Origin of the sequence: Achromobacter sp. UMC46, assembly GCF_014170335.1 — a bacterium.
Lineage (GTDB): Bacteria > Pseudomonadota > Gammaproteobacteria > Burkholderiales > Burkholderiaceae_B > Achromobacter.
Genome location: NZ_LZZS01000004.1, coordinates 794,609 through 807,536 on the forward strand (window position 1 = coordinate 794,609; position 12,928 = coordinate 807,536).

Below are 12,928 nucleotides of genomic sequence, written 5' to 3' on the forward strand. Positions count from 1 at the left end.
CCGGCCGGTGCGTGGCAAACCTTCCTTTCGCGGCGGCAACAAGCTGACCGCCCTGATCGTCGCCCTGATCCTCGCGGCGGCAGGCGCCATCGTCAACTGGCTGCAACCTTCCGGGCGCGACGAATCCCGTCCGTCCGCGTCCCCGTCAGCGGGGCAATCCCAATCCCGGAACCAAACGCCGTCCCGCCCGGGGCCGGCATTGGCGGGCGGGGTGCCCCAAGGCAGCTACACGCTGACCGGCACTGTCGTCAACGTGGCGGACGGCGATACCGTCACGCTGCGCGCTCCGGACGGCCAGCGGCGCATCCGCATGGACAGCATCGACGCGCCGGAAGAGGGCCATGGCGCCGACCAGCCCGGGCAGCCCTATGCCGAGGCGTCGCGCAAGAACCTGGCCAGCCTGGTGGCGGGCAAGACGGTCACCGCCCAATGCTACGAAAAAGACCAGTACGGCCGCGACGTGTGCGCGCTGATCCTGGAAGACGGCCGTTCGGCCAACCGCCTGCAAGTGGAAGCCGGCTATGCCTGGGCCTATACGGCCAGAAAGGGCGACTACCTGCGCGACAAGGCCATGCCCGACCTGCAACGCCAGGCCAAGGACGCCGGCCGCGGCCTGTGGGTGCAGCAGGGCGCCATGCAACCCTGGAAATGGCGCTACGACTGCTGGCGCCAGCGCCAGTGCGGTTGAGCCGGGCGCGCCAGGCGCTGGCGCGTCCGCTAGGGGGATGCCTGGGTACTGGCTCCGTCCCGCGTTTGCTATCCTCTGTCGCAACGATTTGAAGGGAAGGTTTCCATGCGTGCATTGAAGCGGCTCTGGGCGACGGCCACGCTGCTGTTGCTGGCAGTGGCGGGCTGCTCGCAAGAAAGCCCCATCAACAGCCCCTATCCGTCCGGCGCGGAAGGCCAGAACACGTTCTACTCCGCGTTCACGCAGCGTTCGCCGAAGTATCTGGACCCGGCCAGCTCTTATTCCGTCGACGAAACGCCATATACATACAACATCTATGAGACGTTGTATGGCTATCACTACCTGAAACGGCCCTACGAACTGGTGCCGCGCTCGGCCGAATCCATCACCCCGCCGGTCTACCTGGATGCCCAGGGCAACACGCTGCCCGCCGACGCGCCGGGCGAACAGATCGCCGAAAGCGTCTACGACATCAAGATCCGCCCCGGCGTGCGCTTTCAGCCGCACCCGGCATTCGCCCGCAAGACCGACGGCAGCTACGACTATTTCCCAATGGCTGCAGGCGAGCTCGACGACAAGTTCTACATTCCCGATTTTCCGCGCACCGGCACGCGCGAGCTCACGGCCGCCGATTACGTCTATGCGTTCCGCCGCCTGGCCAGCCCGCGCGTGGTGTCGCCGATCTATTCGGTGATGGCCGACCACGTCCAGGGCATGAAGGACTACGGCGACCGCCTGCGGCAGCGCGACCGCGACATGCGGCGCGACCTGCCCGGGGGCAGCACGCCGCCCTGGCTGGACCTGCGCGAAGCCGACGGCTTCACCGGCGTCCAGGCGCTGGATCCCCATACGCTGCGCATCCGCGTCAACGGCAAGTATCCCCAGTTCAAATATTGGCTGGCCATGACATTCACGGCGCCGATCCCCTGGGAGGCCGACCGTTTCTACAATCAGCCGGGCATGGCCTCGCACGACTTGTCGCTGAATACGTGGCCCGTGGGGACCGGCCCCTACATGCTGGCCGAATCGTTGCCGAACCGCCGCCACGTGCTGGTGCGCAACCCCAATTTCCATGGCGAACCTTATCCTTGCGACGGCCAAGCGGGGGACAAGGCCGCCGGCCTGCTGGCCGATTGCGGCAAGCCCACCCCCTTCATCGACCGCGCCGTCTTCAGCCTGGAAAAGGAAGCCATCCCGCTGATCGGCAAGTTCATGCAGGGCTATTACGACGCACCGCAGATCGAGCGCGGCGAGTATGGCGTCGCGATGCTGGTCGCCGCCGGAGACAGCCAGGACAAGGCCAGGCAGTACCGCGAACGCGGCATCCGGCTGCCCACGACCGTCGAAACGGCCAACTGGTACATGGGTTTCAACTGGATGGACCCGGTGGTGGGCAAGGGCGATACGCCCGAGCAGGCGGAAAAGAACCGCAAGCTGCGCCAGGCCATCAGCATCGTGTTCGACTGGGAAGAATACGTGGCGGTGTTCGAGAACAGCCAGGCGTCGGTGGCGCAAGGGCCGGTGCCGCCGGGCGTGCTGGGTTACCGCGAGCCTCCCGAAGGCGTGAACCCCGTCGTGTACGACCTGGTCGATGGCAAGCCCGTGCGCAAGTCCGTCGATGTCGCCCGCCGTCTGCTGGCCGAAGCGGGCTATCCCGATGGCCGCAGCGCCAAGACGGGCGCGCCGCTGGTGCTGTACTACGACGCCATGCAGGGCGGCGGATCGAATCCGCAGTTCGACTGGATGCGCCGCCAGATGAACAAGATCGGCGTGCAGCTGGATCTGCGCTCCACCGACTACAACCGCTTCCAGGACAAGATGACGCGCGGCGCGGCGCAGATCTTCCTGTGGGGCTGGAACGCCGATTATCCCGACGCCGAAAATTTCCTGTTCTTGCTGTACGGCCCGAACGCCAAGGCCAAGGGCGGCGGTGAAAACGCGGCCAACTACGACAGCCCCGAGTTCAACAAGCTGTTCGAGCAGATGAAATTCCTGGATGACGGTCCTGAAAAGGAAAAGCTGATCGCCCGGATGGTGGACATCGTGCAGCGCGACGCGCCCTGGATGTTCGGGTACTTTCCGATGTCGGGGGGCGCCTACCAGCAGTGGGTTGGCAACGCCAAGCCCACGCAGATGGTTCGCAACACGCTTCAATACCTGAAGCTCGACCCCGCGCTGCGGCAGCAGAAGATCGACGAATGGAATTTCCCCAGGTGGTGGCCGATCGGCTTGTTCGTGCTGTTGCTGGCCTTGGCGATCTGGCCGTCCTACGTCGCGCTCAAGCGCCGCGAACGCCAGACGGCCTTTGGTCCGGGCGTCCGTAAGGAGCATCAATCATGATCGGCTACGTGATCCGCCGGCTGCTGTATGGCGTGCTGATTCTGATCGGCGTGAACCTCTTCACCTTCATTCTGTTCTTCGCGGTCAACACGCCTGACGACATGGCGCGCCTGGCCATCGGCGGGCAGCGCGCCAGCCAGGACGCGGTGGAAAAATGGAAGGTCGAACGCGGCTACGACAAGCCGCTGTTCTTCAACGCCCGGGCGGAAGGGGCGGCCCAGCTGACCGATACCGTCTTCTACCAGCGCTCGGTGCCTTTGCTCGTGATGGAGTTCGGTGCGTCCGACAGCGGCCGCGATATCGGCCGCGAAATCAAAACCCGGATGGGCCCCAGCCTGGCGCTGGCGGTGCCCACCTTCATCCTGGGGCTTTTCGTCAGCATCGTCTTCTCGTTGACGCTGGTGTATTTCCGGGCGACGCGGCTGGATTTCTGGGGCGTGGTGGTGTGCGTGCTGCTGCTGTCGATATCCAGCCTGTTCTACATCATCGCGGGCCAGTGGGTCTTCGCCAAGCTCATGCGCCTGGTGCCGTTCTCGGGCTTCGCGGGCGGGCTCGACGTCGTCAAGTTCCTGGCGCTGCCGGTGCTGGTCGCGATCGTCTCCCGGCTGGGCCCTGAGGCGCGCTTCTACCGCACGTTGTTCCTGGAAGAAATCGGCAAGGACTACGTGCGCACCGCGCGCGCCAAGGGGCTGGCCGAACGCGTGGTGTTGTTCCGACACGTGCTGCGCAACGCCATGCTGCCCATCCTGACCAGCACGGTCGCCGCCTTGCCGCTGCTGTTCATGGGCAGCCTGATCGCGGAATCGTTCTTCGGCATCCCGGGCCTGGGCAGCTACACCATCGACGCCATCAACGCGCAGGACTTCTCCGTCGTGCGGGCCATGGTGTTCCTGGGCGCGGCGCTCTATATCGTGGGGCTGATCCTGGCTGATATTTCCTACACGCTGGCTGATCCCCGCGTCCGTTTCGAGTAGCCGCCATGCCAAAGATCGTTTTCTTGTGGACCGATGTCGCGCTGTGGCTGATGGCGCTCAGCGCATTGGCCTACGTCTGGCACGTGCGCCGCAGTCCGAACCTGCGTGCGACGTGGGCGCGCGTGGCGCGCGACACGCCTGCCATGTGCTCGGCTGTGGTCCTGGTCGCGTTCGGCCTGGTGGGCCTGCTGGACTCCGTGCATTACCGTCCGCTGCTTCCGCCGGTGCCAGGCGCCGCCGCCGGCGCGCCGCCGGTCTATGCGCCGGTCGTCAAATCGGCGCTGGACGGCCTCTTGTCGGGCACCGTCCTGACCCGCCCCGAAAAGAACTATTCGCAGCCGCTTGCAGCCAACCTGTTCCTGAAGGAAAGCATGGTGGTCGACGGCAAGCCGGTGCGCGACTATCCCCGTTTGCGCGGCGCGGCCACTCATTTGTCCGACGTCGAACAAGAGTACGCGGGCGATGTCCTCAAGCGCCTGGGGATGGGCCTGGCCGCCGGACTTGGCGTGGCGTTGCTGGCGGCGGCGATCCTGTACGCCTGCCTCACGCGGCGGGCGGGTTCGGCATCCGAGGCTGCGGGCCAACTGCTTGGCGGTCAGTCGGATATTCCCTGGCGCGCGATGGCGGTCACGTTCACCTTGCTGTGCCTGACGGCCGGCGCGCTGGCGGGCCTGTCCAGCGGCTATCACGCGCTGGGCACCGACCGCATCGGCAACGACGTGCTGTGGCAGGCGCTCAAGAGCATCCGCACCGCGCTGGTCATCGGCAGCCTGACCACCATCGCCATGCTGCCGCCCGCCATCGTCTTCGGCATCGCGGCGGGGTACTTCAAGGGCAAGGTCGACGACGCGATCCAATACCTGTACACCACCATCACGTCCATTCCCGGGGTGTTGCTGGTGGCGGCTTGCGCGCTGATGATGCAGGTCTACATCGACAACAATTCCGACCTGTTCGATACCTCCGTCGCCCGCGCGGACCTGCGGCTGTTCCTGCTTTGCATGATCCTCGGCCTGACGGGCTGGGCCGGATTGTGCCGCCTGCTGCGCGCGGAAACGCTTAAGCTGCGCGAACTGGAATACGTGCAGGCGGCCCGCGCGTTCGGCGTGTCGCACTGGCGCATCATGACGCGCCACCTGCTGCCCAACGTCGCGCACCTGGTGCTGATCACCGTGGTGCTGGAGTTCTCGGGCCTGGTGCTCTACGAGGCCGTGTTGTCGTACCTGGGCATCGGCGTGGATCCCAGCATGAATTCCTTTGGCTCCATGATCAATGGCGCCCGGTTGGAAATGTCGCGTGATCCCATGATCTGGTGGAGCCTGATGACCGCTTTCATTTTCATGCTGGCGCTGGTGCTGGCGGCCAACCTGTTCGCCGATGCCGTGCGCGACGCCTTCGATCCGCGCACGCGCCGCTACAAGCCCAGCCGCATGGCGCGCCTGGGCGGTCTGCTGGGCCGCCGTCCGGCGCCGGCGCTGGCGGCCGAACCGCGCGCGTCCAAATCGGGAGAAGCGCCATGAGCCGCGATGCGCTGTTGCTCGAGGTGCAAGGGCTCGATGTCGATATCGCCGGCGAAAGCGGCATGACGCACGCGGTCAAGCGGCTGCAGCTGGCCATCTCCCAGCGGCAGACCTTTGCGCTGGTCGGCGAATCCGGGTGCGGCAAGAGCATGACGGCGCTGGCGTTGCTGCGGCTGCTGCCCGACGCCGGCCGCATCGTCGGCGGGCAGATCGAACTGGACGGCCAAGACCTGAATCGCCTGCCCGAAAGCGCCATGCGCGGCGTGCGCGGTGGCCGGATCGGCATCATCTTTCAAGAGCCGTCCACGAGCCTGAACCCGGTGATGCGGGTCGGCGACCAGATCATCGAAACGTTGACGGCGCACACGCCCCTGCGCGGCGCCGCGGCGCGCGCCCGCGCGGTGGACTGGTTGCGGCGGGTGGGCATTCCCGAACCCGAGCGCCGGGTGGACGACTATCCGTTCCAATTCTCGGGCGGGCAGAAGCAGCGCGTCATGATCGCCATCGCGCTGGCGGCCGAGCCCCTGTTGCTGATCGCGGACGAACCGACGACCGCGCTGGACGTCACGGTGCAGGCGCAAGTCCTGGACCTGTTGGCGGACATTCAGCGGGAAATGGGCATGGCCGTGCTGCTCATCACGCACGATCTGGCGGTGGTGAAGAATGTGGCGCATCACGTGGCGCTTATGCGCGGCGGGGAAATCGTCGAAAGCGCCAGCGCCGAGGAATTCTTCCGTGCCCCCAAGCACCCCTACGCGCGGCAATTGTTCGAGGCCATCCCGACCTTTGAAAAACGGGGCGTTCCGCTAACGGCGCAGCGCCGCGAAGCCATTGCGCGTGAAGACGTCATTCTGGCGGGCAAGCGCGCCGCGCGCCAAGCCGGCGAGGTGGTGCTGGACGTGCAAGACCTCAAGGTGCACTACCCCGTGCGAAAAGGCCCGTTGCGCCGGATCGTGTCGTGGGTCAAGGCGGTCGACGGCGTGACCTTCTCGCTGCGGGCGGGCGAAACGCTGGCGCTGCTGGGCGAATCCGGTTGCGGCAAGACGACGACCGGCAAGGCGCTACTGCGCCTGATCGAAGGCGCCCGGATATCCGGCCGGGCGATGCTTCAGGGCAAGGACGCCCTGTCGGCCGACCGCCGCACGCTACGCGATTTGCGCCAGGACATCCAGATCGTGTTCCAGGATCCCTACGCCTCGCTGGACCCGCGCATGCGGGTGGGCGACATCCTGGACGAAGGCCTGGCCTCCCTGCGCCGCGGCATGGGCAAGGAGGCGCGCGCCGCGCACGCAGCGCAATTGATCGAGCGGGTGGGCCTGCCGGTCGACACGCTGACGCGTTATCCGCACGAATTCTCGGGCGGCCAGCGCCAACGCATCGCGATCGCGCGGGCGCTGGCGGTTGAGCCCAAAGTGCTGATCTGCGACGAACCCACCTCCGCGCTCGACGTCTCCGTCCAGGCGCAGATCCTGGACCTGCTGCGCGAGCTTCAGGACGAACTGGGCATCGCCTATCTGTTCATCACGCACAATTTCGGCGTGGTCGAATATCTGGCGGATCGGATCGCCGTCATGGACGGCGGACGCATCATCGAACTGGGCCAGGCCGACGCTGTGCTGCATGCGCCGCGCCAGGATCTGACGCGCCGGCTGCTGGCGGCGGTTCCGCGATTGCAGTTCGGCGCGCCGCCCGCTTGATTCCCATGAAAAACACGCCCTGAACCTTTCGGATCAGGGCGTGCGGGGCGGTCGGCGTACCGCGCGAAGATCGGGGTCAGTGATCGTCGAGATGCGCGCTGCGCGTCTCCAGCCAAACCAGCGTGTCGTGCCTCAAGGTGCGGACGCATTGCGCCAGGAAGGCGTGCACGGTCTCCAGCTCGGTTGTGTCGTAGCGGCGCGCCATCAGCATCACCGCTTCGGTGATCCACTGCCGCTCCTGGGACAGGTGCTGGCATTGCTCCTCGACCGGCCGGATCACGATCATCCGGCGATCCAGCGGGTGGCGGCCGCGCTGCACATAGCCTGCCGCCTCCAGCCGGTTGATCAAGGCGGTCGCGCCGCCGGAGCTGATTCCCATCAGCTGGGCGAGTTGCCCGGTAGGCAAGGCATCGAACTCCATCACCAGTTCCAGCGCCTTCAGATCCGCCAGGGGGATACTCAGCTTTTCCGCCAGGGCCGACTGGCATGCGGCGTTGTACACCGAAAACTGCCGACCCAGCATCAGGGCGATATCGTCAAGCATTCCCGGGCGCAGGTCACTCGTGCGAGATTCAGGCATCACGGTCACATGCTCATGGTGAACGATGGATTCTTGTTGCAGCATGGTGTCGCTCCGTTGCGGATGAGGGGATTACTTCTTGGCCGACAGGCCGCCCAGCAGGCCACCCAGGAGGCCGCCATTCGTCGCGCCGCCGGTCGTCGACGACCCGGTCACGCCACTCGTCACGCCGCCCAGCAACCCGCCCAGCAAGCCGCCGTTGGGGGTGCCCGCTCCAGCTGCGCCGCCGGCGCTGGCGCCTGCACTGGCGCCCGTGCCCGTCGTCGCGCCGACCGAGACACCGCCGACCACGCCGCCCAGCAAGCCGCCCAACAGGCCGCCATTATTCGCGCCACCGGTAGTGCCGCCGGTAGCGCCGCCGGTCACGCCAGCCAGCAGACCACCGAGCAGGCCGCCGTTGGCCGTGCCCCCCGTTGTGCCGCCGACTGCGCCGGTCACGCCGCCCAGCAAGCCGGTCACGGGCGCCAGCAGCCCGCCTACGCCGCCCGCAGCCGGAGTGCCGCCCACGCCGCCCACGCCACCGAGGATGCCGGTGATCGGGCTCAACAAACCGCCGGTGCCGCCAGCGCCGCCCGTCAGGCCACCCGTCACGCCGCCCAGGCCCAGTCCACCGGTCAACGAAGCGACCGCGCCGGTGGCGTTGGCCAACGTCGCGCCCAGCGGGTTCGGATTGGCGGCGGAGGCATTCAGCAAGCCGCCCGCGCTGGTGACAGCGCCGCCCAGACCTTGCAGCACGCCGTTCAGGCCCGCCGTATTGCCCGGCAACGAGCTACCGGCCGAAGCCAGCGTGCCGCCCAGGTTCGACAGCAGCCCGGCGACCGGCGCGCCCAGCTTGGTGGTTGCGCCCAGTTGCTGCGTCAGGCCGGTGACCGTGCCGGCCAGCGGGCTGGCGGTGGGATCCAGCGCGGCGCCAATGCCGGCCAGCGTGGGCTGCAGGCCCAGCGGCAGCACGTTGTCCACGGTCTTGCCGACATTGCCCAGCGCCGGTTCCAGGATCGGCTTGGACGGGCCGCCAAGCACGCCGCCGGTAACGCCGCCGACGGCTTGGGTCACCGGGTTCAACAGGCCGCCTTGGCCGGACAGGCCCGTGGTCAATGCGCCCACGGCGTTCGTGGCGTTGCCGAGGATGGTCGTCAGCGGTTGCGGATTGGCGGGGTCGGCGTTCAGCAGGCCGCCGGTGCTGGCGACCGTCTTGCCCAAGCCATCGACCAGGCCGCCCAGGCCGGAGCTCAGTCCGCCCGGCAGGCCGGTGCCCTTGACGGTGGTGCCCAGGTCGCTGACCAGGCCGCCCACTTGTTTGGTGACGCCGTCCACGGGTTGGCCCAAACCGGTCGTGGCGCCCACTTGCTGCGTCAGCCCGACAACGGTATTGGCGATGGGCGCCACGGTGGGATCCAGCGCCTTGCCCACGCCGCCCAGCGTCGTGCTCAGATTCAGGGGCAGGGTGTTGTCGACGGCTTTGCCGGTGTTGCCCAGCGTGGTCTGCAGCAGGCCGGTCGTCACGGGATTGACAGGCGGATTGTTCGGATCGGTGCCGCCGGGAGTGCCGCCGCCGGGGTTCGTACCACCCGGATTGGTTCCGCCCGGATTGGTCGGGATATCGGTGCCCGGCAGGCCGGCTGACTTGCTGCCGCCTCCACCGCCGCCGCAGGCAGCCAGCGCGCTCATCAGAGCAGCGGCCATGACGGTGGAGGTCAAAATACGTTGAAAGCGCTTTGCTTCGACTTGGGTATACATGGCGAGCTCCTCGGGTTGGATAGGTCAGGCGATGAAACTGCCCGATACGTCTCTACATGCATAAACCGTGCCAACATTTTTCCCGCGCCCGAATTTCGGCCCTCGATTGGTATTTAAGGAAAAATAAAATACATATAAATCAATGGCTTGGTGGTGGGATCGAGGGTTTGCCCCAATCTTGGGAAACCCTCATTTTTGCGACCGCAAAAACCCTGCGAATGTTACGAATGGCAGGTTATTTCCCGTTACGTTACGGGCGACGTTACGTAACGCGGTGTGTGGGATGCGCAAAAAAAAGCGCCTGTGAAAACAGGCGCCGGTCAGTCGAGAGGGAATGGTCCCGGGTTCAGAAAGCGTCGTAGAACAGGGAATAGTTGGCGTTGAAGCGCACGTCGCGGTCGTTGTTGACCGAGGCCGAGCCGATCGGCTTGGCCACGTTGAAATCAAACAGATAGTATTTGTCGTCCGTGAACCGCAAGCCCAGGGCGACCGACGACAAGTGCCGTTGGTTAATCTCCTGCAAGCCCTTGTTGTTGTACCAGGTGCGCGCATAGTCCACCAAGGCATACGGCTGCACGCTCGACAGGTATTCCCAACCCGTGCCGAACCGGCGGTTGACCTCGGCCGATACGCCGACGCCCTTGTCGCCGCTCTGCTCGCCTTGCGCGTAGCCCATGGCATATCTCCAACTGCCGAAAGAGACTTGCTCTGACGAAGGCAGGATATTGCTGGAGTATTGGGCAGCGCCCGAAAACGTCAGTCCAAACTGCGCCGGCAACGCAAACGTTTGTTTTGCATTCAGGTTGTAGCGGGTGAAATCCAGGTCAAGGACCGGCGTGGCCGAATACCCATAGTTGGTCGAAATGTCCTTTTTCGCGCCTGCAGCATCAAAGCCCTTGGACACGCTAGCAGTAACGTCTGTCGTTTTGCTTTCAGAAACCTGGATATATCGGAGTTCAGCATTGGCGGCGCGTACGCGCGCATCCTGCTGCAGCCACAGATCCGAGGTGCGCGAGTCGTAGCGGTCCTTCGAGTTGGCCGCGTAGACGCCCAGCGTGCCCGTCAAGGAACGCGTGTTGTTCAATAAGAACGGATAACTGACGCCGACGCCGATACGGTCGTTTTTCACCCGGCGCTCGAATCCCAGGTACTCGATGGCATCGTCCTGGGGTTTGGCGTCATAGTGATAACCGTCGACTTTGATGGCCAAACCGTCAGGGCCGATCGGCACGCGGACCTCGCCCATGACATATTTGACGTCGTCGGTGTTGAATGGGATGGATGCGGTCAGTTTCACCTGCTCGCCCAGCGGCGTCAGGCTATTGGTGCCCACGTTGACCAGCGGCTGCATGCCGGTGCCAAGATCGGCGACGCCGCCGGTCACACTCACCGGTTGGCGGGTGGCCGTCAGCACCAGTTCGGTCGCACCATCCGCGCGGCGCGGCAGGTCCAGATTGGGCGTGAATTTCACGCCCGGCACGGTGCGCATCAGATTCAGCTGGCGTTCCAGCGTGGCCTGCTGCAAAGGGCGGTCTTCTTTCAAGGGGCCTGCCAGCGTTTCCAGGCGGTCCAGCGCGTTGCCGATATCGCCTTCGATCCGCACGTTTCCGATATAGCCTTCGACCACCGTCACGACCACCAGCCCGTTGGCGAACGTCTGGTTCTGCACCAGCGCGAACGACAGCGGATATCCCTTGTCGCGGTACAGCTGGGTGATCTTGTCGACCTGCTGCACCAGTTCGCCCAGGCTGATTTCTTTGCCTGACAACGGCGCAAGAATGCCCGAGACCTCGTCGAAAGGAATGGCGTGGACGCCGCTCACGTCGAAATTGAGCGGCACGATGCGCTGCGCCAACCTGGCTTGCAACGCCAATTGTTCGGGCGTGGCGGTTTCCACGACGGGAGGTGGCTGCTTGGCGCCGGGCGGCGTTTCCAGCCGCGGAAGCGAGTCAACGGGGTTTCCTCGCAGCGGCCCGTCCGCGCGCGCATTCGCGCTGAAGGCAAGGGCGCAGATAAGGGCGAGGGTAAGCGGACTTGCCGGGTACGTGCGTCTCATGCCTTTTATGTCTCTCATTTCTGCAGGCGCTGTCCCGCCACGTATTCGATATTCATTAAATATTGAACATATTGAGGGACATAGCATTGGTAAAAAGTGCTTCCGTGCGCCGTAGGCGGTATGGTGCCAGCCACCTATGATAATGACAATTTATTTCAGTGTGACCAGTCGGAAACGACAAGATAACAACATTGCGAATTGTCCTGGAATGACTTCACATAGGGAATGTCAGGGTTAACTAGGGGTTTTTAATAAGATTGATATGAATTTTGGGATATCCGTTACATGTCTGTTGCCTGAGTATTGTGAATATGGGTATAAACCCTGATGTGTATTAAATGTTAATAGATAAGACTATATAAACGTATCAAAACACATCGGTTTTCAGGCTATCGGGAGTCCACAAGATGGGCGCGTGTGACCGCAGTACTTCTCGGAAATGCCTGCCGGCGGAACGCCACGATTCCAGAATATTTGATTGGGGCCGTTCATGAACCCGGGTGACATTGTTCCCCTTTCATTCCATGCCGGTTTGGTGGCGCTGTCGTTCCTGACCGCGGTGCTGGGTTCGTATGTGGCGTTGCTTGCCGCAGTGGGTATCCGCACCGAAACCCAGGACGGTGAAATACGCATCGGTTACATCCTCATCGGCGCAGTCGCCATGGGCGGGGTAGGTATCTGGAGCATGCATTTCATTGGCATGCAGGCGCAGAACCTGCCTTTCGACGTGGGCTATCAGCTCGGCCTCACCATACTGAGTTTCATCGTCGCCGCCGGCTTTTCGGGGTGGGCATTCTGGTATGTCGGCCGCGACCGCTTCACTTTCGGGCGCTGCCTGGTGGGTGGCCTTGCCGCCGGCCTGGGCGTCGCCGCGATGCATTATCTGGGCATGGGCGCCATGCGCATGCCGGCCGTATTGCTTTGGAATTTGCCGATGGTTGTTTTATCGGTGCTTATCGCGGTAATCGCGGCGTCAGCCGCGCTGTGGTTGGCTTTCAATACGCAGAATGAGTTTCAGCGCGGCGGAGCCGCCATTTTGATGGCGATAGCCGTGTGTGGCATGCATTACACCGGCGCGGCTGCCGGCACGGTTATCTGCACAACCCCTCGTGAGTATTCCAGCCTGCAAATCGGCGGGCTCATGTTGCCGTATATCGCTTTTGCGCTGTCCGCCGTCACGCTGTTGATCATGCGTTGGCAGTTGCAGCGGGCATCGACCCGGTTTCGCGCCCGGATGGCGCAACGGATCGACTCCATTATTGAATCGGCACCGGTGTCGGAGCCTGGCAAGGTGCCAGGGTCCACGTTAGGGCCGGGTTAGCAGGGCCCCGGATTG

General features: G+C 64.5%; 9 protein-coding genes. 6 read left to right on the forward strand and 3 right to left on the reverse strand.

Features of this window, described 5'->3' with window-relative positions:
• Positions 1–7 precede the first annotated feature (7 nt).
• From A9973_RS06635 to A9973_RS06655, 5 genes are all read left to right on the forward strand, one after another.
• Positions 8–688, forward strand: coding sequence for a thermonuclease family protein (locus A9973_RS06635; RefSeq protein ID WP_183012933.1), 681 nt, complete (start codon positions 8–10; stop codon positions 686–688).
• A gap of 105 nt (positions 689–793) precedes the next feature.
• A complete protein-coding gene (locus tag A9973_RS06640; protein WP_183012934.1) occupies positions 794–3,028 on the forward strand; it encodes an ABC transporter substrate-binding protein in 2,235 nt (744 codons plus the stop codon).
• A complete protein-coding gene (locus A9973_RS06645; protein ID WP_183012935.1) occupies positions 3,025–4,002 on the forward strand; it encodes an ABC transporter permease in 978 nt (325 codons plus the stop codon). The genes A9973_RS06640 and A9973_RS06645 overlap by 4 nt, the downstream gene beginning before the upstream one ends.
• Positions 4,003–4,007: 5 nt before the next feature.
• Positions 4,008–5,522: an ABC transporter permease gene (locus A9973_RS06650; protein WP_183012936.1), complete on the forward strand. Its 1,515-nt coding sequence runs from the start codon at positions 4,008–4,010 to the stop codon at positions 5,520–5,522.
• Positions 5,519–7,219: an ABC transporter ATP-binding protein gene (locus A9973_RS06655; protein ID WP_183012937.1), complete on the forward strand. Its 1,701-nt coding sequence runs from the start codon at positions 5,519–5,521 to the stop codon at positions 7,217–7,219. The genes A9973_RS06650 and A9973_RS06655 overlap by 4 nt, the downstream gene beginning before the upstream one ends.
• Positions 7,220–7,295: 76 nt before the next feature.
• On the opposite strand, the gene A9973_RS06660 is transcribed toward A9973_RS06655, so the two are convergent.
• The 3 genes from A9973_RS06660 to A9973_RS06670 all read right to left on the reverse strand — a co-directional run bounded on the left by A9973_RS06660 (position 7,296) and on the right by A9973_RS06670 (position 11,592).
• The gene (locus tag A9973_RS06660) at positions 7,296–7,844 is read right to left on the reverse strand and encodes a MarR family winged helix-turn-helix transcriptional regulator (protein ID WP_183012938.1); all 549 of its coding nucleotides are present in this window, start codon (positions 7,842–7,844) and stop codon (positions 7,296–7,298) included.
• Positions 7,845–7,871: 27 nt separating this feature from the next.
• Positions 7,872–9,536: a collagen-like triple helix repeat-containing protein gene (locus A9973_RS06665; protein ID WP_183012939.1), complete on the reverse strand. Its 1,665-nt coding sequence runs from the start codon at positions 9,534–9,536 to the stop codon at positions 7,872–7,874.
• A 346-nt stretch (positions 9,537–9,882) separates the two neighbouring features.
• Positions 9,883–11,592 carry a ShlB/FhaC/HecB family hemolysin secretion/activation protein gene (locus tag A9973_RS06670; protein WP_183012940.1) on the reverse strand — a complete coding sequence of 570 codons (1,710 nt, stop codon included), beginning with the start codon at positions 11,590–11,592 and terminating at the stop codon, positions 9,883–9,885.
• 490 nt (positions 11,593–12,082) lie between these two features.
• On the opposite strand from A9973_RS06670, the gene A9973_RS06675 reads away from it, so the two are divergent.
• The gene (locus A9973_RS06675; protein WP_183012941.1) at positions 12,083–12,913 is read left to right on the forward strand and encodes an MHYT domain-containing protein; all 831 of its coding nucleotides are present in this window, start codon (positions 12,083–12,085) and stop codon (positions 12,911–12,913) included.
• Positions 12,914–12,928 lie beyond the last annotated feature (15 nt).